The organism is Rhodoferax sp. LS1R11 (assembly GCF_056521395.1).
This window is the reverse complement of record NZ_JBWMAW010000002.1, coordinates 67,131-90,323: the sequence shown is the minus strand read 5'-3', so window position 1 is coordinate 90,323 and position 23,193 is coordinate 67,131. Positions and strand designations below refer to the sequence as shown.

Annotated in this window: 18 protein-coding genes and 1 CRISPR repeat array (1 of these 19 cut by a window edge); of the genes, 14 read left to right on the top strand and 4 right to left on the bottom strand. The window is 57.6% G+C overall.

The window, feature by feature from the left end; all coding sequences use genetic code 11:
* The first annotated feature begins 154 nt into the window (after nucleotides 1-154).
* From AC097N_RS03145 to AC097N_RS03125, 5 genes are all read left to right on the top strand, one after another.
* On the top strand, nucleotides 155-1,261 hold the full coding sequence (locus tag AC097N_RS03145) for an AAA family ATPase (RefSeq protein ID WP_479579287.1): 1,107 nt from the start codon (nucleotides 155-157) through the stop codon (nucleotides 1,259-1,261).
* Between the two features lie 4 nt (nucleotides 1,262-1,265).
* Nucleotides 1,266-1,937, top strand: a complete 672-nt coding sequence (locus tag AC097N_RS03140; RefSeq protein ID WP_479579286.1) for a DUF4276 family protein — start codon at nucleotides 1,266-1,268, stop codon at nucleotides 1,935-1,937.
* Nucleotides 1,938-2,074: 137 nt separating this feature from the next.
* On the top strand, nucleotides 2,075-2,410 hold the full coding sequence (locus AC097N_RS03135; protein WP_479579285.1) for a nucleotidyltransferase domain-containing protein: 336 nt from the start codon (nucleotides 2,075-2,077) through the stop codon (nucleotides 2,408-2,410).
* Nucleotides 2,397-2,804 (top strand): HEPN domain-containing protein, encoded by a 408-nt coding sequence (locus AC097N_RS03130; protein ID WP_479579284.1) that lies wholly within the window; start codon nucleotides 2,397-2,399, stop codon nucleotides 2,802-2,804. Before AC097N_RS03135 ends, AC097N_RS03130 begins: the two co-directional genes overlap by 14 nt.
* Nucleotides 2,805-2,820: 16 nt before the next feature.
* Nucleotides 2,821-4,998, top strand: a complete 2,178-nt coding sequence (locus AC097N_RS03125; protein WP_479579283.1) for a DEAD/DEAH box helicase — start codon at nucleotides 2,821-2,823, stop codon at nucleotides 4,996-4,998.
* A gap of 46 nt (nucleotides 4,999-5,044) precedes the next feature.
* Here AC097N_RS03125 and AC097N_RS03120 read toward each other — a convergent pair whose 3' ends face one another.
* Nucleotides 5,045-6,670: an FMN-binding glutamate synthase family protein gene (locus AC097N_RS03120; RefSeq protein ID WP_479579282.1), complete on the bottom strand. Its 1,626-nt coding sequence runs from the start codon at nucleotides 6,668-6,670 to the stop codon at nucleotides 5,045-5,047.
* Between the two features lie 57 nt (nucleotides 6,671-6,727).
* Here AC097N_RS03120 and AC097N_RS03115 point away from each other — a divergent pair, with 57 nt between their 5' ends.
* Complete coding sequence (locus AC097N_RS03115; RefSeq protein WP_479579281.1) at nucleotides 6,728-7,558, top strand: YecA/YgfB family protein; 831 nt, start codon at nucleotides 6,728-6,730, stop codon at nucleotides 7,556-7,558.
* A 22-nt stretch (nucleotides 7,559-7,580) separates the two neighbouring features.
* Here AC097N_RS03115 and AC097N_RS03110 read toward each other — a convergent pair whose 3' ends face one another.
* Nucleotides 7,581-7,886 (bottom strand): hypothetical protein, encoded by a 306-nt coding sequence (locus AC097N_RS03110; protein ID WP_479579280.1) that lies wholly within the window; start codon nucleotides 7,884-7,886, stop codon nucleotides 7,581-7,583.
* Between the two features lie 202 nt (nucleotides 7,887-8,088).
* Here AC097N_RS03110 and modA point away from each other — a divergent pair, with 202 nt between their 5' ends.
* Nucleotides 8,089-8,838, top strand: coding sequence for a molybdate ABC transporter substrate-binding protein (gene modA, locus AC097N_RS03105; RefSeq protein WP_479579279.1), 750 nt, complete (start codon nucleotides 8,089-8,091; stop codon nucleotides 8,836-8,838).
* Nucleotides 8,839-8,847: 9 nt separating this feature from the next.
* The gene (modB, locus tag AC097N_RS03100; RefSeq protein ID WP_479579278.1) at nucleotides 8,848-9,531 is read left to right on the top strand and encodes a molybdate ABC transporter permease subunit; all 684 of its coding nucleotides are present in this window, start codon (nucleotides 8,848-8,850) and stop codon (nucleotides 9,529-9,531) included.
* Here the strand turns inward: modB and AC097N_RS03095 are convergent.
* Both AC097N_RS03095 and AC097N_RS03090 read right to left on the bottom strand, forming a co-directional pair.
* Nucleotides 9,526-9,813 (bottom strand): hypothetical protein, encoded by a 288-nt coding sequence (locus tag AC097N_RS03095; RefSeq protein ID WP_479579277.1) that lies wholly within the window; start codon nucleotides 9,811-9,813, stop codon nucleotides 9,526-9,528. The genes modB and AC097N_RS03095 overlap by 6 nt on opposite strands.
* A 335-nt stretch (nucleotides 9,814-10,148) precedes the next feature.
* Complete coding sequence (locus AC097N_RS03090; protein WP_479579276.1) at nucleotides 10,149-10,889, bottom strand: hypothetical protein; 741 nt, start codon at nucleotides 10,887-10,889, stop codon at nucleotides 10,149-10,151.
* Nucleotides 10,890-11,221: 332 nt separating this feature from the next.
* Between AC097N_RS03090 and cas1f the strand changes: the two genes are divergently transcribed.
* From cas1f to cas6f, 6 genes are all read left to right on the top strand, one after another.
* Complete coding sequence (cas1f, locus tag AC097N_RS03085; protein ID WP_479579275.1) at nucleotides 11,222-12,214, top strand: type I-F CRISPR-associated endonuclease Cas1f; 993 nt, start codon at nucleotides 11,222-11,224, stop codon at nucleotides 12,212-12,214.
* A complete protein-coding gene (cas3f, locus tag AC097N_RS03080; protein ID WP_479579274.1) occupies nucleotides 12,211-15,618 on the top strand; it encodes a type I-F CRISPR-associated helicase Cas3f in 3,408 nt (1,135 codons plus the stop codon). Before cas1f ends, cas3f begins: the two co-directional genes overlap by 4 nt.
* 186 nt (nucleotides 15,619-15,804) lie before the next feature.
* On the top strand, nucleotides 15,805-17,109 hold the full coding sequence (csy1, locus tag AC097N_RS03075; protein ID WP_479579273.1) for a type I-F CRISPR-associated protein Csy1: 1,305 nt from the start codon (nucleotides 15,805-15,807) through the stop codon (nucleotides 17,107-17,109).
* A complete protein-coding gene (csy2, locus tag AC097N_RS03070) occupies nucleotides 17,099-18,103 on the top strand; it encodes a type I-F CRISPR-associated protein Csy2 (protein ID WP_479579272.1) in 1,005 nt (334 codons plus the stop codon). The genes csy1 and csy2 overlap by 11 nt, the downstream gene beginning before the upstream one ends.
* Before the next feature lie 17 nt (nucleotides 18,104-18,120).
* The gene (csy3, locus tag AC097N_RS03065) at nucleotides 18,121-19,155 is read left to right on the top strand and encodes a type I-F CRISPR-associated protein Csy3 (protein WP_479579271.1); all 1,035 of its coding nucleotides are present in this window, start codon (nucleotides 18,121-18,123) and stop codon (nucleotides 19,153-19,155) included.
* Nucleotides 19,156-19,159: 4 nt separating this feature from the next.
* Complete coding sequence (cas6f, locus tag AC097N_RS03060; protein ID WP_479579270.1) at nucleotides 19,160-19,723, top strand: type I-F CRISPR-associated endoribonuclease Cas6/Csy4; 564 nt, start codon at nucleotides 19,160-19,162, stop codon at nucleotides 19,721-19,723.
* Nucleotides 19,724-19,852: 129 nt separating this feature from the next.
* A CRISPR array of direct repeats spans nucleotides 19,853-23,193; the repeat unit is 28 nt; unit sequence GTTCACTGCCGCATAGGCAGCTCAGAAA; it runs 2,029 nt beyond the window's last position.

Sequence of the window (23,193 nt, the reverse complement as noted above, 5' to 3'; positions counted from 1 at the left end):
ACCGTATCACTGTTAACCCCGCTGTCGTTAGCGGGCAGCCCTGCATCCGCGGCACGAGTTGCAGCGCGAATACCCACAACTCGAAGCCGAGGATATTCGGCATGCCTTTGACTTTACAGTCACGTCTTGGTTTAACTTTATTGCGGAGGCCTGAATGCCTAGCGTTTCATCATTGACTATTAAAGGCTACAAATCAATTCGTTCACTTGAGAACTTCCCATTGGGGCAACTCAACGTGTTGATTGGGGCCAATGGCGCGGGCAAGAGTAACTTCATCAACTTGTTTCGCTTGCTGCATGAAGCCGTCGATCAGAACTTGCAGCTTCATGTGCAAAAACAAGGCGGGCCAGATGCTCTGCTGCATTTTGGGCGTGCGGTGACGGAGCGGCTGCATGTGGCTTTTCAGTTCGACATGGCCGGGCACCCGGGCATACGGCAAGGCTACCGATTTAATCTACTTCCAACGCTAGACAATCGGTTGATTTTTGAATCTGAAGAAAGCTTGTATTTTGGCGGCGAGCTACCGGTAGCCAACCCCAGCCGTTTGTTGGGCCAGGGGCACAGTGAGTCGAAGCTCAAAGATGCAAGCGACAGTCGTTCAAAATTGGTTTATCCCTGCGTCAGCAACTGGCGTGTTTATCATTTTCACGATACCAGCGACACAGCCCGAGTCAAGCAGCGTCACGCCACCAATGACAATCTGCGTCTCAAAACGGATGCCGCCAATCTGGCGGCCTATGTGCGTATGCTGCGGCTCGACCATCCCGCGGCCTACACACGCATCATTGAAACCATTCGGCTGGTAATGCCATTTTTTGATGACTTTATACAACGCCCAGGTGAGCCAGACTCTATCGAACTGGAATGGTTGCAAAAAGGCATGCCAGACACACCCTTCAGGGCCAGCACCTTATCTGACGGCAGTTTGCGGTTTATTTGTCTGGTCACGCTGTTGTTACAGCCCATTGAGCTGCTGCCAGATACCCTGCTGGTTGACGAACCAGAACTAGGTTTGCACCCCTACGCTATTGCCGTACTTGCGGATGTTTTCAAACAAGTGGCTGAAGACAAGCAGGTTATCGTGTCAACCCAGTCGGTTGAACTTGTCAATGCCCTAGCACCTGAAGATGTGATTGTGGTGGAGCAAGACGATGGTGCCTCCACGTTCAAGCGCTTCACCCAGGCCGATCTGGCGGACTGGCTGCAAGAGTATTCGATGGGCGAACTCTGGCTTCGCAACATTTTGGGCGGGCGGCCCTGAGATGGTGGAAGTCATCGCCATTGTCGAAGGCGTTACAGAAGAGGTGTTCATTAAGCAACTGGTGGCACCTGCTTTACGGTCTTTCCAGATTTTCATCAAACCCGTGATGCTGAGCACCTCCAAAGATGCCAGGGGTGGTGCGGTGTCGTTTGACCGTTTGAAACGCAACCTGCGCAACATTTCAAGACAGTATCCGCACGCGGTGGTGACGACGCTGCTGGATTTGTATGGGCTGCCCACCAGCTTTCCAGGGTTCGCTGCGGCCAAACTAGAACCGAATGTTTACCTGCGAGTGCAGGCACTGGAGGCAGCATTGCACCAAGCCATCATTGCGCATGTGGGGTGCCGGGCAGAGCGGTTTTTACCATACATCCAACCATATGAATTTGAAGGTTTGTTGTTCTCTGATGTGGTTGAACTTTGCAACACTGAACCTGCGTGGTTGGGTAGTTTGGCTGCGTTGTCGGGCGTGCGCGCGGCCGCAAAGACACCAGAACACATCAACAACGGCTTTGACACCAAGCCGTCCAAACGGCTAGAACTCCTGCTACTTCCCAGATACAAAAAGACCTTGCATGGCCCCAAAGCCGCAGAGCGCATCACGCTGGCAGTGATGGAGCGCGAGTGCTTGCACTTCGGGGCTTGGATAAATCAGCTTAGAGGACTGGCAGCATAGGATGAATAGCAGAATGATGTTGCTGCTTTACGCTGATGTATATTTATTTTGATAGCGCGTTACGCTTGCAAGGCAAACCTTGCAAGGCAAACCTTGCAAGGCAACTTTATCAATAAACCACGACTGGAAATAACACCATGCAAACGCTGAAACAGGAAGCCATCGACCAACTGGTGCGCGTCATCGTTCAAGAGGTTGACCCGCAGGAGGTGATTCTGTTTGGCTCGCATGCACGGGGGGATGCTAGAGCGGACTCTGACGTTGACGTGATGGTGATCGAGCAGGAGCCGTTTTCTGCGCAACGGAGCCGCCGCGCCGAATACACCCGGCTGTCAAAGGCGCTGCGCGAGTTCCCGGGCGCCCTGGACATACTTATCTACAGTCGCGACGAGTTTGACTACTGGAAAGACTCACCCAACCATGTTGTGGGGCGGGCACAGCGGGAAGGACGAGTTATCCATGTCCGACATTAAGCAAGCCAATGCCATGATGCGTGTGGCACAGCGGGACCTTAAAGCGCTCGGTGGGATGGTCAATGTTGAAATTTTTGCTGACGAGATTTTTGGGTTTCATGTGCAGCAAGCTGTTGAAAAGAGTTTGAAGGCGTGGATGTGTGCGATTGGGGTCACCTATCCCTTTACGCATCAAATCACCCGGCTGCTGGTGCTGCTCAGGGATGCAGGCGCAGAGGTTGACGCATTTTGGTGCTTGGACGAGTTCACCATTTACGCGCACCAAGCACGCTATGAAGAAGGCCATTTGGCAGCCGATGCACCCCTGGAGCGTGAAAGTCTGATCCAAGCAATCAGCGTTCTGGTCAGCAGGGTCCACCATGAAATCGGATTGCGCGTCATACAAGATGTTTAAACGCCTGGCTCCGCCCTTGCAACGCGCCCTTTGGGAACTCGGTTGGAAAGGACTGAGAGATACACAGGTGCAGGCGCTGCCCCTGATTCTTGACACCCGGGACGATGTCGTCATCTCTGCGGCAACCGCTGCTGGCAAGACCGAAGCCGCTTTTTTACCGCTGCTCACCCGCTTGTGGCAGGGGCAATCAGCCCCGAACAATGCCGGTGAATTGGGTTCGGATTCTGCCGAGTCGCCCCGAGGTGTGATTTTGTATGTGGGGCCTGTCAAAGCACTCATTAACGACCAGGTGGAGCGCTTGCAGGTTTTTTGTGAGCGCATGGACATTCCCGTCTATCCGTGGCACGGGGATGTGGGTCAATCATCGCGCAAGCTTTTTTTTGCTGACCCGCGCGGTGTGGTCTTGATCACCCCGGAGTCTTTGGAGTCGCTGTTATTTCGGCGCGGTGCGGACCTGCGGCATATCTTTGCGGCGCTGCAAGCGGTGGTCATTGACGAACTGCACGCCTTTATTGGCAATGTTCGGGGCCGACAGCTACAGAGTTTGTTGCACCGACTGGAGGCACAGTTGGGTCAGCGTGTGCAGCGCATAGGACTCTCGGCCACGCTCGGTGATATGGGGTTGGCCGCCGAATTTTTGCGCCCAGGTCATGGGGCCGCAGTCCACATCGTCGCGACACACGGCGAAAAGCGAAACATTCAACTGGCCGTCAAAGCCATTTTGCAATCGAACACCGCCACTCAAACCAAACAGGACGCACACTGGACCATTGCTGACGAGTTGTTTGAACGCTTGCGCGGAGCCAACTATTTGGTGTTTCCTGCAGGCGTCGGCATGGTTGAGTTTTATGCCGATGCCTTGCGAAAACGCTGCGAGGGTGCAGGTTTGCCGGTGACCTACTTTCCACACCACGGGCGGCTCGCCAAAAGTGAGCGAGAGGAAACCGAAGCAGAACTTAAGCGTGGCAATCTGCCCGTCAGTGCCATTTGCACCACCACCCTTGAGATGGGTATCGACATTGGTTCCATCAAAGGCGTGGTGCAAATAGGTGCTCCACAAACGGTAGCCAGTCTGTGCCAGCGCATTGGCAGAGCCGGGCGGCGCGAGGGTGATGTGGCGGTGTTGTGGCAGTACTGCATTGCTGAAACACTCGGCCCTGGTGCGGGTTGTATGGACAGCCTGTACGAAGATTTGGTGCAAGCCGTGGCCGTGATTCAGCTCTTTCTGGCGAAATGGTATGAGCCATCCATGGTCGGCGCGTTGCACTACTCCACGCTAATCCAACAGGTACTTAGTCTGGTCGGAGAACGTCATGGCACCACTGCCGCGCAGGCTTACCAAATGCTGTGCCAAACAGGGCCATTCAAAGGGGTGAGTGAAGCCAACTTTATAGCGCTGCTGCGGGCCATGGCTGCCAAGGACTTGCTAATGCAAGACGCCAACAAGTTCTTGCTCCATGGCACCCGGGGCGAAAAGATGGTCAACCATTACACCTTCTATGCCGCGTTCCCGGATTCGCAGGAATATCGTTTGCGACAGGGTGGCAAAGATCTTGGTACCTTGCCTCTGCAAGGTAGCAGTGCGCGTGGCGACGTGATCACCTTTGCCGGTCGGCGCTGGCGCATTGAAGACATTGACCACGAAAAACGTTTGGTGGAGTTGACTGCATCAAGCATGGGAAAGCTGCCAAGGACGAGAGGCTGCGGCACGCCTGTCCATCAGCGTGTTCGCCAGGAGATGCGTGCGATCTTGGTGGGTTGTGAGATGCCGGTTTGGCTGGATCCGACAGCGCAGTCGCTATTGCGCGATGCTCAACGGCAATACAAGGCACTGCAACTGAATGAGGCTTGGTACGTCGTGGAAGGTCATACGGTTTACTTGTTTCTTTGGGAAGGCGATCAAGTACAAGCGGCATTGGTCGTGCTGTTGATGAACCAAGGAAAACAGGCGGACAACAATGGCATTTGTGTTGCGGTGAGACACACAACTCCTGACGTCTTGGTAGACATATTGGCAAAAATCGCTAACCAGCCCTGCCCATCGCCGGAGCAAGTCCTAACGAGAAAGCAAATTGGAAATCCAGAAAAATGGGATTGGATATTGCCTGATGATCTTTTCATGACTGGTTATGCCAGCCGCGCATTGGCGCTTGAGGAGGCTCATGCGTTGTGCATGAAGCTATCCAATTCCTAGCGCGTAAATAAGCCTCCAGCCCTCTATTCACGTGCGCAGGCAGCTATTAATTTTGTAGCGAAAAGCTGTGGCTGCTGGCCAGCGGCCAGGTGTGCTGGTAAATCAGCGGCAGGCTGCTCAGGTCGTCCTGCAGCAAGGCGCCTTCGGGCAACAGGGTCAGGATCAGCTGCGCCAGCGACTGCACCTTGCGGTCGGCGGTGCGCCGCACGATGTGGTGGGCCGTGATGTCCTGCGGATGCTCCACGCCCACGGCCTGCACCATCTCCTTGAGTGCATGCAGCGTTTGCTGGTGAAAGTTGTACACCCGCTCGGCCTTGTCCGGCACCACCAGCGACTGCTGGCGCACTGGGTCTTGTGTGGTCACGCCGGTGGGGCAGTGGCCGGTGTGGCAGTGCTGCGCCTGAATGCAGCCCAGCGCAAACATGAAGCCGCGCGCGCTGTTGCACCAGTCGGCGCCCAGCGCCATCAGGCGGGCGATGTCAAAGGCGCTCACGACCTTGCCCGCGCAGCCAATCTTGATCTTGTCGCGCAAGCCTGCGCCCCGCAGCGTGTTGTGCACCAGCAGCAGGCCCTCCTGCAAGGGCGAACCGATGTGGTCGGTGAATTCGAGCGGCGCCGCCCCTGTGCCGCCCTCGGCACCGTCCACCACAATGAAGTCGGGCGTGATGCCGGTGACCTGCATGGCCTTGACCATGGCAAACCACTCCCACGGGTGCCCGATGCACAGCTTGAACCCGGTCGGTTTGCCGCCGGAGAGTTCACGCAGCCGCGCAATGAACTGCATCATCTCCACGGGCGTGGTGAACGCGCTGTGCGAGGCGGGCGACACACAGTCCACCCCCGCGTGCACCCCACGTGCCTCGGCAATTTCGGTCGTGACCTTGGGGCCGGGCAACATGCCGCCGTGGCCGGGCTTGGCGCCCTGGCTGAGCTTGAGTTCAATCAGCTTGACCTGCGGGTCCCGCGCGTTGACGGCGAACTTGTCGGCGTTGAAGCTGCCGTCGTCGTTGCGGCAGCCAAAGTAGCCGGAGGCGACCTCCCAGATCAGGTCGCCGCCATGCACCCGGTGGTGGACCGAAATCGACCCTTCGCCCGTGTCGTGCGCAAAACCACCGCGCTTGGCACCGGCGTTGAGGGCCAGGATGGCGTTGGCGCTCAAGGCACCAAAGCTCATGGCCGAGATATTGAACACACTCATCGAGTAGGGCTGCGCCGTTGCGGGGCCCACCGTGATGCGAAAGTCGTGCGAGGCCAGCTTGGTGGGCGCCACCGAGTGGTTCATCCACTCGTAGCCGTCCTCGTACACCGTCAGTTGCGTGCCAAACGGGCGTTTGTCTGACTCGCCCTTGGCACGCTGGTACACCAGCGAGCGCTGCGCCCGAGAGAACGGCGTGGCTTCGCTGTCGCTCTCAATGAAGTACTGGCGTATCTCCGGGCGCACAAACTCCATCATGAAGCGCAGGTGGCCGATGATGGGGTAGTTGCGCAGAATGGACCGCCTGACCTGGCGCACGTCATACACGCCCGTGGCCACCAGTGCAGAAAACAGGACGAAGGCCGCCGCCCCCTGGCCAAACACAATCAGGCTGAACAAGCTCAGCAACAGGCCCAATCCACTGAGCCCAAAGGCGGTGTATCGGACGGGGAAAATAGTGTTCAGGTAATCGAGCATGGGTGGGTTCCTTGTGCCAGCACGATACCAGCAAGCCCGGCAAGGCAAAATAGGGGGATGAACCAAGACCTGCCCCTGTCCCCCGCGGACCCCGAAAAAACACTGCCTGCCCTGACGCTCGAACCTGTGAGCGCGGATGAATTTGACGAAATCGACGCCATCCTCGACGAGCTTCGCAGCCGCTACGACGAAACGCCCCAGTGGGAGTTTTGTGAAGGCTTCATGGCCGCGCTCATCTGCTGCCGCCGCGTCATTCCCCCCTCTGAATACCTGCCAGTGCTGCTGGCTATCGGAGACGAAGGCGGCGAAGACGAAGGCTCGTTTGCCGACGAAGCGCAGCACATGCGCTTTCTGGAACTCTGGACACGTCGCTGGAACGAAGTGGCCGTGGCCCTCAACACCCAGATCAAGGCGCTGGACGACGACGCGGCCTACCAGCCCGAGGTGATGGACGTGCGGGGCGCCATTGCGGCCCTGCCCGAAGAAGAGCGCGCCGCCATGGAAGGCGAGGCTATTCCCTCATTCGGCCAGGTGTGGGCCCTGGGCTTCATGTTTGTCGTCGAGGCCTGGCCCGAGGAATGGGCCGCCCCGCGCGACAAAGAGGCCGTGAAATGGCTCAATGGCGCGCTCGAGGCCATTGTGGCCATCACCGAAGACGACAAGGAGCCCGCCACGCTGTCCGTCTTTGACGACGACGGCCCACCCAGCATGAGCCTCAAGCGCCTGAACGAATTTGCCGATGCCGTGTGGGCCGTGTACGACCTGCGCGAACTCTGGCGCAACCTCGGGCCCCGTGTGGAAACGATCCACCGCGTGGCAACGCCAGGCCGTAACGACCCTTGCTCCTGCGGCAGCGGAAAAAAATACAAGAAGTGCTGCGGGGCTTGAGCCCCCGCACGGGTGCCTGACCTCAATGCACCTGTGCCTGGGCGTCTGTCGCCGCGCCGGACCGGAGCGCCACCTCGGCGTACCGGTTGCCTGATGGGGTCGGGCAGATGCGGATAAACAGCACAAAGTCCTCGACCTTGACCAGGTAGCTGTCCTGGCATCCTTGCGCGGCAGAAAACTCGAACTGGCCACTGGCCAGCACAGCGCAGTTTTGGGGCGACGCATTGGCCGTCAGTCCGTGCACTTCGAAAAAACGGCCATCCTCAGGGTGGCCTTGCGTCACGACACCACTCGGAAACAGGTGGGCCACGGTATCTTGAAGGTTCATCGGATCCTCCTTGAGTCAGGTCTGTCGCTGCCGGGTCATTAAATGCTGCAGCGCAGCATTTGCGAAATTCTAGAGCAAAACAGGTCCTTTGGGTAGGCCAGCGCATCGGCCAGTTGTAATTGCGGGGGAGTCATCACCGTATAGTGGCGTGAGGAAAAGTGCCGCGTAAACTTCGTTGGTTAAAAATGGAATAGCGAACTTCATGAAAAAACTGTCACGACTTCTCATCGTATTCGGCCTCCTGTCGGCTGGGCTCTCGCATGCGGCAGATGTCAGTGTGGCCGTCGCGGCCAACTTCACGGCTCCGATGCAAAAAATTGCCGCTGCCTTCGAGCAGGAGACCGGACACAAGGCGGGGCTTTCCTTTGGTTCGACCGGCAAGTTTTATGCGCAAATCAAGCATGGTGCCCCGTTTCAGATGCTGCTTGCGGCGGACGACGAAACCCCCGCGCGGCTTGAAAAAGAAGGACTAACGCTTCCTGGCACACGGTTCACCTACGCCATTGGGCGGCTGGTGCTCTGGAGCAGGCAGCCAGGATGGGTGGATGACAAAGGCGAAGTCCTGCGCAAAGGAGCCTTTGAACGCCTTGCTGTGGCTGACCCGAAGCTGGCGCCCTATGGTGCAGCGGCCATGGAAACCTTGACCAGGCTTGGGTTGTTGCCAGGGCTTCAAGGGCGCTTGGTTCAAGGGGAGAACATCGCTCAAACCTACCAGTTTGTGGCGACGGGTAACGCCGCTCTGGGGTTTGTCGCACTTTCACAAGTGACGTCTGATGGCCGCCTCACAGAAGGCTCCGCCTGGGTCGTTCCTGCCAACCTGCATACGGCCATCCGGCAAGACGCCGTCGTGCTCTCATCGGGCAAAGACAATCCGGCTGCGACTGCCTTGGTGGCTTACCTGAAAGGGGACAAGGCACGCGCCATTATTCGGTCATTTGGATACGAACTCTAGGCTACAAAGATGCCCTATAGCGCTGCTGACCTGGATGCCGTCTGGTTGACGCTCAAACTGGCCAGTCTGACCACCCTCCTGTTGTTGCTCTTAGCCACCCCACTGGCTTGGTGGCTGGCGAACACCACCTCCCGATGGCGGGCCCCCATTGGTGCGGTCGTTGCCCTGCCTTTGGTGCTGCCGCCTACGGTGCTTGGGTTTTACTTGCTGGTGATGCTGGGGCCCGACGGCCCCGGAGGGCAGCTCACACAGTGGCTGGGCATTGGCGCATTGCCGTTTACTTTTGCCGGGCTGGTGATGGGGTCCGTTGTTTACTCCTTGCCTTTCGCCGTGCAGCCTCTGCAGCATGCGTTTGAGGGTATCGGTACTCGCCCGATGGAGGTTGCCGCGACGCTTCGGGCCAGCCCTCTGGACGCCTTCTTCACGGTTGCCTTGCCATTGGCCCGGCCCGGTTTTGTGACCGCCGCGATACTGACTTTTGCACACACCATTGGCGAGTTCGGCATTGTGCTGATGCTGGGAGGCAACATCCCTGGTGCCACTCGCGTGATTTCCACCCAGATTTATGGGCATGTGGAAGCCATGGAGTACGGGCAAGCGCATTGGCTGGCGGGTGGCATGCTGGTCTTCTCGTTCGTGGTTTTGTTGGGACTGGGGATGCTGAACAAGCGGAACGCCCGAGTGCTCTCATAACCGTGCGAAGGCCTCACGGGTCAAGCCGCTTTGGTAAAGCCACGGGAAGTCTTGCATTTCATTCAGCGTGAGCCGTGAGAGTTCGGCGTAGGGGTCGACTGCATCATCCGGATTGTTGGCCTTGTGCTGGGTCGCTGTGTATTTTTTGCAGGTCTCCGAGATGTACTTGAGCGCATCCCTTCGCAACTCGGGGCCCCGGATTTCGTCGGCAATTGCGCAGATGTGTCCCATCACGAACTCGCTGGGGTTCTTGGTGTCGTCTTTGCAGACATGGAAAAACAAGTCGTAATCCCTGGTTCGAACCAGGTAGCTTGCTCTGCGTGAGAACGGCTGTTGGCCATTGGGGTGACTACGGTTGGCCAAAATTTGGCAATTTTCGGGCTCCCATGGCCCGCGAAGCCCGATGACTTCGAAAAAACCCCCGGCCGTCTCACTCCGGCTGCGAACGATGCCCTTGGGGAAGATTTGAGTTAAGACATGTTGACTGCACATGGCGTTTTCCCTGTGGTTTGTTGTTCAGACCCTCAATATGGCGCGACAACATTCCCCCGTCTGTGCGCAAGCGAACCAACGCCAATGTGCGCTGGACGCCGAAATCAGAGCGCCGATCCACCTGTTCAGTCAGCTGGGCACCACCGGCCAGAATCCGGACACACACTGGCCCGTGCACCGTTCAGCCAGACTTGCTCATCATCCAGCCGCAAAGAGGTTGAAGGGTCGATGTCGAAGACGATTCGAAGTGCGTGCGCGACATGGACATGCTCGATGGGAAGCTCCCAGGTCAGGAATATCTGGGTGCAATCCCGTTCAGGGGGAAAGTCGGCCACATTAAAGCCATCGCTGTGGCGCTCAATGACCGCATGAGGCTGGCCCGTATCAAAGATCACCACCGTACCCCGGGTCAGGGGGATGCGATGACCTGTAGACGGAAAATGCAGGTCCAGCCCCTTGTCTTCGCTCAGGAAGAGATTGCAAAAGGCGGCACCGCCATACTGTGCGCCGTCGTGGTGGTACTTCGCGCCGCGGCAGGCCATCAGGGCGACATCACTGGCGGCCAGCACGTCACCCAGACCGAGCGTGCGCGTCCAATCGGACACCACCTGCACGCACTGGCTGTAGTCCGGCCAGCGCATACGCGCTCGCGCCAAAGGCAATGCCTCGACGTCTCCGGCCTCCAGACCCAGGCGCAACGAGGTCTCTCTTTTCCAATCGACCACCAGCCTGGCCGGTGGCGCAGGTACATCGACCGTACCTGACAGCACGACATCACTCACGCTGCGACTGCGGATGGCATCACCACTCCAGTAATAGGAAGCATGGAGGTCTCGCGCACGATGCGCTTGAGGGGTGGGGCTCATCTGAATCAGTGTAGTCAGGATTGACCGTGGGTTTCGACCGTTGCAGCAGATCAAGTATCACGCCCAGCTGGAATGATTCAAATGCAGTACGGACTCCTTTGAAATCAACAAGTGACAAAGGCTCGCCGAATCCCCCAAATGGGGGATAGCTAGTGGCCAATATCCCGAATACATTCACCTTATCAGGCGTTCTATTCACTTTTTCAGCAACTAGGCAGCGCAATCGCTGTACTCTTAAACGATATAGATGAATATTCTGCTCTGCCGATTGACTTCACACGGCACTGACAACCACCCCACCGCGCCAAAACCGCATTACCTACTGGTTTTCATTGAGTGACATTAGCGCAACCAATCTGAAGTCAATATTGCACTCCAAGCGAGCCAATATCTACTACCTTGAGCATTGCCGGGTTCTCGTCAACGGGGGACGGGTCGAATATGTCACTGACGAAGGTAAACGTTCCCTGTACTGGAACATACCGATAGCAAATACGACCACTGTTCTCTTGGGAACAGGTACGTCTGTGACCCAAGCCGCCATGCGGGAGTTAGCCAAAGCGGGCGTACTGCTGGGATTCTGCGGTGGCGGTGGAACGCCATTGTTCAGCGCCAACGAAATGGATATTGAAGTGGCCTGGTTTTCGCCTCAAAGCGAATACCGCCCAACCGAGTATTTGCAACATTGGGTGAGGTTTTGGTTTGACGACAGTTTGCGTCTTGCCGCAGCCAAAGAATTTCAGCAAGTTCGTCTGGAGCGGGTTTGTCAACAATGGAAAAGGATGGGGCATGTCAAAGACAGTCCATGCACAGTTGATAGCGATGTACTGGACCAACTGCTCAAGCAATCTCTGCAAGGCATCACAACCGCTGCCAACCAAATGGAGCTATTGACCGAGGAAGGGCGACTGACCAAGCAACTGTATCGGCTGGTCGCCGAGGCGACCCGGTACGGCGACTTTGTTCGCAGTCAACGCGGCAACAGCCTCGACACCGCCAATCAGTTTTTGGACCACGGAAATTACCTGGCCTATGGATTGGCCGCTACGGCAACCTGGGTGCTTGGTCTCCCGCACGGTCTGGCCGTGTTACACGGAAAAACCCGCCGTGGTGGACTGGTGTTCGATGTCGCCGATTTGGTCAAGGATGCGGTCATCCTACCCCAGGCATTCATCTCGGCGATGCGAGGCGACTCAGAGCAGGAGTTCCGTCAGGCCTGCATTGAGAGCTTGACCCGCAGCGAATCGCTGGACTTCATGATCGATACCCTCAAGGCAGTGGCGCTTAAGGTTGGTCGAGTCGCTCAGGACAAAGCCAGCGCGTGAATATCCTGCTCATTTCGCAATGCGACAAACGGGCGCTTACAGAAACACGACGCATCCTTGATCAGTTTGGCGAGCGGCGCGGGGAGCGAACCTGGCAAACGCCCATCACCAAAGAGGGCCTTGAGACATTACGTCAGTTGTTGCGTAAAACCGCACGTAAAAACACGGCGGTCGCTTGTCATTGGATACGCGGACTGGATCACAGCGAACTGCTGTGGACCGTCGGCGATGCAAGCCGGTTCAATGGTCAGGGCGCAGTGCCTACCAACACCACGACACGCAACATCTTGCGCCGTCACGATGAAAACGATTGGCACACGGGCGAAGATATTCATTTGTTGACTGCTCTGGCCGCGCTGCTGCATGATTTGGGTAAAGCCAGCCGCGCCTTTCAGATGCGGCTGGAAGGTAAGCTCATTGAACGCAACCAGTACCGGCACGAATGGGTTTCGCTACGCCTGTTTGAAGCATTCGTTGGCTCAGACGACGACGCTACCTGGCTGGCCCGGCTGGCCGCACCCACGCCAGCGGACGATGCTGCCTGGCTGGATTATCGACAGGGGAGATTACGGCGGGACGGGTTGGACGGATCTGTTCCCTCGCCATTTGCCGCAATGGCGCGGGCTCCTCTGGCACAGGCAATCGGTTGGCTGGTGGTCTCGCACCACCGGTTGCCTACGTTGCCATACAACAGTGATGGCAGTCGGGGTGATTTTCAAATTGGACAACTGTCCAACGTGCTCCAGCGCATCGACGCGGGCTGGAACGAACGAACCGATGGCGGCGACGCCAACCATTTACCCCTGTACTGGAGTTTTCCGCACGGCCTGCCGGTCATCACCGAACTCTGGCGCAAGGGTGCTGCCCGCCTGGCGCAACGCCTGAAAACCTTGTGCGCCCAGCCTGGCAAGGGCAACTGGCTGGCCAATCCATACGTGATGCACATTTCCAGGCTGTGCCTGATGCTGGCCGATCACCACTATTCCAGCCTGTCAGGCAAAGACACTGGCCGCGTCGAAGTACCCAAAGGCTACCCGCTCTACGCCAATACCAATGGCGGCCCCGGTGATTTCAACCAGACGCTGGACGAACACTTGCTGGGCGTCACCCAGCACAGCGCCGAGGTGACTCATGCACTGCCGCGTTTTGACGAACAGCTTCCGCGCTTGGCTCGCCACAAAGGGCTGCGTAAACGCTCACAAGATGCACGTTTTCGCTGGCAAGACAAGGCCGCTGACACGGCAGCGGCGATGCGTGAACGGTCGATGCGACACGGTGCCTTCATCGTCAACATGGCCTCTACTGGCTGCGGAAAAACACTGGCCAATGCCCGCATCATGTACGCACTGGCCGATGCTGAACGCGGCATGCGCTGCGCCTTTGCCATGGGCCTGCGCACCCTCACGCTCCAGACGGGGCGGGCGTTTCGCGACTTGCTGGGTCTGGGCGACGACGATTTAGCAATCCGGGTTGGCGGCTCAGCTAGCCGGGCGTTGTTCAAGCACTATGAGCAGCAGGCCGAAGCCACCGGTTCCGCATCGCGTCAGTCGCTACTCGATGAAGATTCCTACGTCCGTTTTGAGGGCAACCACGATGCCCACCCGCTGCTACGCCGTGTGATGCACGACCCGCAGGTGCGCTCGCTGCTGGCCGCACCGCTGCTAGTCTGCACCATTGATCACCTGACGCCCGCCACCGAAAGCGAACGCGGAGGGCGCCAGATTGCCCCCATGTTGCGCTTGATGAGTGGTGACCTCGTGCTGGACGAGCCCGATGACTTTGACATCAGCGACCTGCCCGCGCTCACCCGGCTGGTGCACTGGGCCGGGCTGCTGGGCGCGCGGGTTCTGCTGTCATCGGCCACCTTGCCGCCAGCCTTGGTGCAGGGTCTGTTTGAGGCATACCGTAATGGCCGTCAGCATTTTGAACGCAACCGGGGTGAACGCCCAGGCACTGGCGAGCCCATGTCCGAAGTGTGCTGCGCCTGGTTCGATGAGTTCAACCAAGCGCAGGCCGATTGCGGGGATTCTCCCGGGTTTGTTGCGGCGCATGACGCCTTTGCTGCTAAACGCCACGACCGCCTGGCAGCTGCCCAAGTGCGCAGGCGCTGCGCGCTATTGCCCCTGAATCTGGGCGCTGACCGCGATCAACAGCCCGAGCAGTTTGCCGGTATTGCGCTCAAAGCCGCTCTGGCGCTGCACGAACAACATCACAGTATTGACCCTCACAGTGCCAAGCGAGTCAGCTTTGGGCTCATCCGCATGGCCAATATCGAGCCGCTGGTGGACGTGGCGCTGGCGTTGTACCGTCTGGGTGTGCCCGATGGCGTGCGGATCCACTTGTGTACCTATCACTCACAGTTTCCGCTGCTGATCCGTTCTGCGATTGAGCACCAACTGGATCAGGCATTGAATCGCCGCTGGCCAGACCGTGAGCAGCCTGAACCCGTTTTCCAATTGCCCGCCATCCGTCGACTACTCGACGCCCACGACGAACCCGATCAGCTATTTATTGTTCTGGGCTCCCCGGTGACCGAAGTGGGGCGGGATCACGACTATGACTGGGCGGTGGTAGAGCCCTCATCCATGCGTTCGTTGATTCAATTGGCCGGGCGCATCCGGCGCCACCGCGACGGTGAATGCCAATCCCCAAATTTGCTCGTTTTTGACACCAATCTGCGCCATTTTCGTGAGCCTGGCCGAGCTGCGTTTTGTAAGCCGGGGTTTGAAAGCATCGCTTTTCTGATGGAAACCCACAGCCTGACCCAGCTGCTATCGGCCGCTGAACGAGAGGTGATTGACGCCCGCCCCCGCATCGTGGCAAGGCCCTCCGCACAGTTGCAGCCACGCACCCGGCTTGTCGATCTGGAGCACACCCGCATGCGCCACACCATGCTGGTACAAGCGATCAATGCAGCCCCCGCGGCACCTGGTGTGCGTCAGCGTAAGTCAACTTTATCGGGCAGCAGTACACCCGTTCTCAACGCCACCAGTTGGTGGCTGCTGCCGCCCGCCGATGCCCTGCTCACCGCCGTGTTGCCGCAGCAGCAGCCGTTTCGGCTCGACACCCTGAAACGGGTTGATCTGGAACTGCGCCCGAACGACGATGAAGACGACTATGAGCTGGTCTTGTTGATGGACAAACCCAATGGTCGGCGCGGCGAAAAACTGGGGGTCAAGGTGGAGACGTCGCAACACCATCGCATTGCCGACCAAGACGTTCAGGGCCACGGGATCAGCGCGTGGGGGCAGACTTGCTATTGGGACGCCCTTACTGAGCTGGCCACTGAACTCGATATGTCGCTAACCGACTGCGCCCGCCGCTTTGGCACCGTCACCTTGCCCGAAAACGCCAACGGTTGGCGTTTTCATCCGGCATTGGGGTTCACGAAGGCGCGGGTATAAAAAGGCCAACACTATGGTCGACCAGCTGCCTATTCGGCAGTAAAAAAACACAAAACGCGTAATTTTCTGAGCTGCTTTTCAGCAGTCCATAAAGCTTACACTATTGAAAATATACAAAATTATTAACACTAAACGTGTAATGGATGTAGTACGATTTGTACAGCCAACTTAAAGGGAGGAACCTGAATGCCAAACCCCGATCCGCAACGTGTCACCGAATTGCGGGCCCTCATTGCTGATTTTTTACAAAAACGGCTCAATGACAAGCTCGAAAAACTCGCCCCTGACGACCCTAAACGTGCTGAACTTCAGCAAGATTTCATCCCCTCCGCCTGGCTTGACGACGCTGCCCGGCGTGTCGGGCAGATTCAGGCGGTCACGCATTCGCTCAAGCCGATTCACCCCGATGCCAAAGGAACCAACCTTTACAGTCCACCGCAGGCACTGCCTGAGTTGCCTGTCGTGGGCAGTCACTGTCTGGGTGAGGACTTTGCAGGCGATGTGGTCGGCAACGCCGCCGCGCTGGATGTCCATAAATTTCTGAAATTGATCTACCAGGGTCGCAGCCTGCTGACGTTGGTGCTGGCCCGGAATGCTGATCTGGCGGCTGCGTTGAGTGACGATCCCGCGCAAGCAACCGCCTGGATCAGCGCTTTTGCCGGGCTGGTCGACCCGCGCGGTCGGGTCGCTTCGCACACCCTCGCCAAACAGCTTTACTGGCTGACCGGTGATGACCCGCATGACGACGCCAACTACCACCTGTTGGCCCCGCTGTATGCCAGTTCGCTGGCGCACCATGTGTACCAGACGGTGCAGGACGACCGTTTCAGCGAAGACGCCAAAGCCGCCCGCGATGCCCGGAAAGCCGGCACTTTCAGTGACCGCCCGGTACGTGAATACCCGCAACTGGCGATTCAACAACTCGGCGGAACCAAGCCGCAAAACATCAGCCAGCTCAACAGCGAACGGCGCGGCAACAATCTTTTGCTGGCTTCGCTGCCGCCTATTTGGCGCTCGGTTGAGCTGAAACCACTGCTCAACACCGATTCGATGTTCCTGCGCTACAGCCGTCGCCCCGAAGTCAGGCAGCAAGTCAAAACCTTGCTGGTCTTTCTCAAGTCCGACCCGGCGCGTAACGTTGAAACCCGTGCCAACCGGGCGGAAATGGTCAAGACCCTGATTGACGAGTTTCTGCAATTTACGGCGGAACTTCGCACACTGGCACCGGGCTGGAGCCAATCCACCGAGTGCCGCCTGGCCAGCGCAGAAAAGCATTGGCTCGATCCTGACGGCGTAGAGCAAGCCTGCATTGACTCTGATCGACCCCTGCCCACCGATACCGATGAGCGCATCAGTACCGCGTTTGCCAACTGGCTCAACGCCCAGCTGCGCGACCCGCTGCCGATGGGCGACCCCGAGTTTCTGGAATGGCGCAAACAGATGCACGAAAAAATCAAAGCCGAAGAACGGGAGGGGCGTGATGCCGACTGAAGAAACTACATGCAATGCACTGCTGGTATTGCCACGCCTGCGGGTGCAAAACGCCAACACCATTTCCAGCCCTTTGACCTGGGGGTTTCCGGCCATCACCGCCTTCACCGGCTTGATGACGGCGCTGGAGCGGCGCCTGGGGCCGCAAGCGGGTTTGGCCCTGCATGGCGTCGGCGTCATTTGTCATGGCTTTGAGCCTCAGGTCACGCGGGGCGGCTACACCCGCAGCTTTCACCTCACGCGCAACCCGGTGCTGCAAGACGGCGGCACCGCTGCGATTGTGGAAGAGGGCCGGGCCCACCTCGACATCACCCTGGTGTTTGATGTCGAGCTGGACGTCGCCCGCTCAGGCGAAGCCGAACGTGCTCAACTGGCCGCCCATATCGGAGAGCTGGTCGCAGGCATGCGCGTGGCGGGTGGCAGCGTGATGCCCGCGTTGCCTGGCACCTTTCGCAACCCGCCACGCCCGCTGCTGGCGTTGTTACCGGATAAAGAGGAAGAACGCGCCAAGCAATTCAGTCGATTCAGTCGCCGCTGGCTACCCGGTTTTGCGCTGGTGTCTCGAGACGACGTGCTCCAGGCTCGCCAGCTTGAGCTGCAAGCAATCCAACCTGGTGCCACGCTGCTGGACGCATGGCTTGACCTGTCCCGAATCAACCACCGCGCCACCCGCTGCCACACGACGGATGAAAAAACAGGTGAGCCGCTTGAAACTATTGAGTGGGTAACCGATACCCGCCCGGGCTGGATCGTGCCGATTCCCGTCGGCTTTGCGCCACTGACCGCCTTGCACCCGCCCGGCACCGTCGCTGGCGCGCGGGATGCCAACGTGCACTTCCAGTTTGTGGAAAGTATCTATTCCATGGGGCAGTGGATCAGCCCACACCGCCTCAGTGATGTCGAGCAGCTGTTGTGGCGGCTTGACGACCCGGCCACCGGCCTGTACCGCTGCCTCAATGCTTTTCGTCCCGCGTCCGTTTCTCATACCAATTAAATTCAAGGAGTTCTCCCATGGCAACCACCGCCCTCAAAACCGCTTCCGTGTTGGCCTTCGAGCGCAAGCTCGACCCGTCTGATGCCCTGTTTTCTTCCGGCCTTTGGGCCGACCGTACCGCCAGCACGACATGGCCCAGCGTGACCGTGCGTGCCAAATCGGTGCGCGGCACCATTTCCAACCGCCTCAAAACCAAGGACCAAGACCCCGCAAAGCTTGATGCAGCCATCGAAAACCCCAACCTGCAAACGGTGGACGTGGCCACTTTGCCTGCCGATGCCGACACGCTCAAAGTCAGCTTCACCCTGCGTGTGCTGAGCGGCGCGGGCACGCCGTCGGCCTGCAACAACGCCGACTATCAGCGCAAACTGCTTGACACGGTGAAAGCTTATGTCGATGCCTACAGTTTTGGCGAGTTGGCTCGCCGTTACGCTTGCAACCTGGCCAATGGGCGCTTTCTCTGGCGTAATCGTCTTGGCGCTGAGCAGGTGGAAGTGCAGGTGGCCCAGTTAGTCAATGGCCTGCCCGCGCAGAGCTGGACTTTTGACGCTTTGGCACTGTCGCTGCGGCATTTTGACGCCCCACCCGCAGCCGCCACAGGGTTAGCGCAACTGGGCAGCCTGATTGCCAATGGTCTGGCGGGCAGCCACCATGTGCTGCTGCAAGTCACCGCCTTTGTGCGCATCGGCGCTGGGCAGGAAGTGTTCCCCTCACAGGAACTCATTCTGGACAAGGAAAAAAGCGGCAAGAGCAAAACGCTCTACTCCGTTAACAACATCGCCGCCATGCACTCGCAAAAAGTGGGTAACGCTTTGCGCGCCATTGACACCTGGTACCCCGAAGCCGACCAGAACGGCCCGATTGCCGTGGAACCCTACGGCTCGGTGACGACGCAGGGCAAGGCCTATCGCAAACCGACCGACAAGGTGGATTTTTATTCGCTGCTCGACGGCTGGCTGATCAAGGACAAGACCCCCGCGCCTGAGCAGCAGCATTTTGTGATGGCCACCCTGATTCGCGGCGGCGTGTTTGGCGACGCAGGCAAGGACTGACGCCATGGATCACTATGTTGACATTGAGGTGCAGCCGGACCCGGAGTTCCCGGCCAACCAGCTGATGAGTGCGCTCTACGCCAAACTGCACCGGGTGCTGGTGGCGCAGGGGTGCAAGCGCATTGGCGTGAGTCTGCCGGGCGTGGATGGAGTGGGCGCACATCTGGGTACACGCCTTCGCTTGCACGGAGAACTTGGTGCCCTGACAACGCTATTGGCGAGCGACTGGCTTGCCGGTATGCGTGACCACGTCGCACTGACACAACCCGCGCGGGTGCCCGACAGTGCGCAGCATCGCGTGGTGAAGCGTGTGCAGGTCAAGAGCAGCCCCGAGCGACTGCGCCGACGGCTGATGCGTCGTCACGCGCTGAGCGAGCAGGAGGCGTGCCAGCGCATTCCGGACGACGTGGCGCGCTTTACACACCTGCCTTTTGTTCAATTGCGCAGCACCAGCACGGGGCAGCCCTTCAGGCTGTTTATCCACCACGGGCCGATCCTGTCTGGTGCGATCCCAGGCGACTTCAACGCCTACGGGTTGAGTCAGGAAGCGACAATCCCTTGGTTTTGACCCTTTTTTAGGGATCTTCAACAGTTCCTTAAAAATCAACGACTTACACGCCTCTCATTTTTTATGGCTGGCGCGCTTATCTTGGTTCAAATTGCTTATTTGACTGGTACTTACGCGAATTTGTCTCTAGTTCACTGCCGCATAGGCAGCTCAGAAAGCGCTAAGCGTGAGTTTCGGAGACGCCCGCCAGTTCACTGCCGCATAGGCAGCTCAGAAAGTTATGTTAATGAGTTGAAAGGCCGGAATCCCGTTCACTGCCGCATAGGCAGCTCAGAAAAGCACAGAAACTTAGTAAAGCCAAGAAGCAAGGTTCACTGCCGCATAGGCAGCTCAGAAACATTAAAGCCGTCATGTGCATAAACTGTGCGGGTTCACTGCCGCATAGGCAGCTCAGAAAGACTTGCGAATCGCATTAGTCGAGCAGTATCTGTTCACTGCCGCATAGGCAGCTCAGAAAGTAGAGACCGCCGGTGAAAACGTCACGGCTAGGTTCACTGCCGCATAGGCAGCTCAGAAAATATCTGGACTGCCGCTGTGGGCACGTTTGATGTTCACTGCCGCATAGGCAGCTCAGAAATCGACGAATCCGGGATCATCAAGCATCACAACGTTCACTGCCGCATAGGCAGCTCAGAAAAACTCAAAAACCAGATCACGAACGATCATTGAGTTCACTGCCGCATAGGCAGCTCAGAAAAAGCAGAGATCAAACGCGCATCAAAGTCAGTGGTTCACTGCCGCATAGGCAGCTCAGAAACGGCACCGTGCGCTATTACACCAGCGCTGCGAGTTCACTGCCGCATAGGCAGCTCAGAAATACTACGACATCAATTCCTTGTTTTTTGACGTGTTCACTGCCGCATAGGCAGCTCAGAAATACTACGTTTTTTGTTCTTGTTTTCTCTACTAGTTCACTGCCGCATAGGCAGCTCAGAAATGCCAGCAAAAACGCTGACTACCGCGCCTCGGGGTTCACTGCCGCATAGGCAGCTCAGAAAAACTTGCCGCCGATGGTTTGCCCATCGACCTGGTTCACTGCCGCATAGGCAGCTCAGAAAGATTAACGGCATGACAAACGACGAGGCCGCTAGTTCACTGCCGCATAGGCAGCTCAGAAATGCCCTGGGTGGCGGCTGGTGTCGCTGAACAAGTTCACTGCCGCATAGGCAGCTCAGAAAGTTACCGGAAACGAGTTGCGACTCAACCCGGAGTTCACTGCCGCATAGGCAGCTCAGAAAAGACCGGGGCGGCGCTCGCTGTAGGTGCTGCCGTTCACTGCCGCATAGGCAGCTCAGAAAGTGATGCAGGCGAACCAGTGTTCTCTCTTGGCGTTCACTGCCGCATAGGCAGCTCAGAAAACTTCAACAGGTGCCGCCGCCTGCACGTACTTGTTCACTGCCGCATAGGCAGCTCAGAAATGTACGGGCACATCGATCGATTAAAAACACAAGTTCACTGCCGCATAGGCAGCTCAGAAAGCCAGGGCCACAGCTTTGGCAGCGGTGTCGCCGTTCACTGCCGCATAGGCAGCTCAGAAAATTGTGGGACTCGTCATCGTGGGGGATGGGGAGTTCACTGCCGCATAGGCAGCTCAGAAAAGTCGCAACGACTGGACTCGTCATCCATTTCTGTTCACTGCCGCATAGGCAGCTCAGAAAAGCGCGAACGACCTTGCGTAATTGAGAAATGCGTTCACTGCCGCATAGGCAGCTCAGAAAAGATCAAGGTTGAGGAGGACCGCAAGGCCCTGGTTCACTGCCGCATAGGCAGCTCAGAAAAAGTTGCGCCACAACATTTGAAGTTGTGTAGCGTTCACTGCCGCATAGGCAGCTCAGAAAATGGTGTGACAACCACTTGCAGTACCGGGTTTGTTCACTGCCGCATAGGCAGCTCAGAAAATTGGAAGGTGGCCTATTGGGGGGCTTGTGCCGTTCACTGCCGCATAGGCAGCTCAGAAAAGGAACGTAGCCGACACGGCGCGTTTGCGAAAGTTCACTGCCGCATAGGCAGCTCAGAAAAACGGCGGCATCTACCAAAGCGGACGCACCGCGTTCACTGCCGCATAGGCAGCTCAGAAAAATTGGCTTGTAGCAAAGTTGGAAGTCCCCTAGTTCACTGCCGCATAGGCAGCTCAGAAAGCGTGGAACGGCTACCCCAAAGACTACATTGGGTTCACTGCCGCATAGGCAGCTCAGAAATATTAAAGATGTGTTAATACACGGAATCACTGGGTTCACTGCCGCATAGGCAGCTCAGAAACCCATAGCATGCTGCTGTGCAATCGACTCCATGTTCACTGCCGCATAGGCAGCTCAGAAAAGGCCGCGCAGCACCTTGCCGCCGCCGCGAATGTTCACTGCCGCATAGGCAGCTCAGAAAATGCCTTTGGTGGTAGTGACGTCGTACACCACGTTCACTGCCGCATAGGCAGCTCAGAAATTCGTTAAACATGACCCGAGCCAACGGCTCAAGTTCACTGCCGCATAGGCAGCTCAGAAAGAAGCCATCCGCGCATCCCGCGAAGCCGCTGGGTTCACTGCCGCATAGGCAGCTCAGAAATCTCAAGGGCGTCTAGCGTCTGTTGCAATAGTGTTCACTGCCGCATAGGCAGCTCAGAAAGTCTTCGCTTTTGGTTCCATGAAGTTGATTGAGTTCACTGCCGCATAGGCAGCTCAGAAATGACCGCAACGAAAGACACCATGAAAAAATACGTTCACTGCCGCATAGGCAGCTCAGAAATAACTAGCGAGCGAAACATCAAAGTCATCATCGTTCACTGCCGCATAGGCAGCTCAGAAATGTCCAAAGTGGCTTTTTTAACGTCCATGAACGTTCACTGCCGCATAGGCAGCTCAGAAAAGGGCCATGCGCTCTGCTGGTGTCATGGAGGTGTTCACTGCCGCATAGGCAGCTCAGAAAAGACGTATCTACGGCAAGCGGTTCCCACGTCCGTTCACTGCCGCATAGGCAGCTCAGAAAAGACTGAAGATGACACGCCGTCAGGCGATTGAGTTCACTGCCGCATAGGCAGCTCAGAAATTTGGATATGACGGTCAGGCTGTCTTGATTAAGTTCACTGCCGCATAGGCAGCTCAGAAAGGCTTGGCAATGTCACGGTGAGCGCGACCGCTGTTCACTGCCGCATAGGCAGCTCAGAAAGAGCCCCACCGCCCATGCGTACAGCGCCGAAGGTTCACTGCCGCATAGGCAGCTCAGAAATTGCGCGAGATCAGAAATTCTTCAGGCGGCACGTTCACTGCCGCATAGGCAGCTCAGAAAGTGATGAAACTGCAGCACAAGCTGATCGGATCGTTCACTGCCGCATAGGCAGCTCAGAAAGCAGTGAAACACTTCTGAAGCACGTCTTTCAAGTTCACTGCCGCATAGGCAGCTCAGAAAAGCGACGTGCAAACGCTGATCGACATGCTGGCGTTCACTGCCGCATAGGCAGCTCAGAAATCAGCGAGAGG

What these genes read in the sequence shown, in the direction of transcription:
- AC097N_RS03145 (WP_479579287.1), top strand. Translation starts at nt 155, where the DNA reads ATGCCTAGCGTTTCATCATTGACTATTAAAGGCTACAAATCAATTCGT.
- AC097N_RS03135 (WP_479579285.1), top strand. Translation starts at nt 2,075, where the DNA reads ATGCAAACGCTGAAACAGGAAGCCATCGACCAACTGGTGCGCGTCATC.
- AC097N_RS03130 (WP_479579284.1), top strand. Translation starts at nt 2,397, where the DNA reads ATGTCCGACATTAAGCAAGCCAATGCCATGATGCGTGTGGCACAGCGG.
- AC097N_RS03120 (WP_479579282.1), bottom strand. Translation starts at nt 6,670, where the DNA reads ATGCTCGATTACCTGAACACTATTTTCCCCGTCCGATACACCGCCTTT.
- AC097N_RS03115 (WP_479579281.1), top strand. Translation starts at nt 6,728, where the DNA reads ATGAACCAAGACCTGCCCCTGTCCCCCGCGGACCCCGAAAAAACACTG.
- AC097N_RS03110 (WP_479579280.1), bottom strand. Translation starts at nt 7,886, where the DNA reads ATGAACCTTCAAGATACCGTGGCCCACCTGTTTCCGAGTGGTGTCGTG.
- modA (WP_479579279.1), top strand. Translation starts at nt 8,089, where the DNA reads ATGAAAAAACTGTCACGACTTCTCATCGTATTCGGCCTCCTGTCGGCT.
- modB (WP_479579278.1), top strand. Translation starts at nt 8,848, where the DNA reads ATGCCCTATAGCGCTGCTGACCTGGATGCCGTCTGGTTGACGCTCAAA.
- AC097N_RS03090 (WP_479579276.1), bottom strand. Translation starts at nt 10,889, where the DNA reads ATGAGCCCCACCCCTCAAGCGCATCGTGCGCGAGACCTCCATGCTTCC.
- csy1 (WP_479579273.1), top strand. Translation starts at nt 15,805, where the DNA reads ATGCCAAACCCCGATCCGCAACGTGTCACCGAATTGCGGGCCCTCATT.
- csy2 (WP_479579272.1), top strand. Translation starts at nt 17,099, where the DNA reads ATGCCGACTGAAGAAACTACATGCAATGCACTGCTGGTATTGCCACGC.
- csy3 (WP_479579271.1), top strand. Translation starts at nt 18,121, where the DNA reads ATGGCAACCACCGCCCTCAAAACCGCTTCCGTGTTGGCCTTCGAGCGC.
- cas6f (WP_479579270.1), top strand. Translation starts at nt 19,160, where the DNA reads ATGGATCACTATGTTGACATTGAGGTGCAGCCGGACCCGGAGTTCCCG.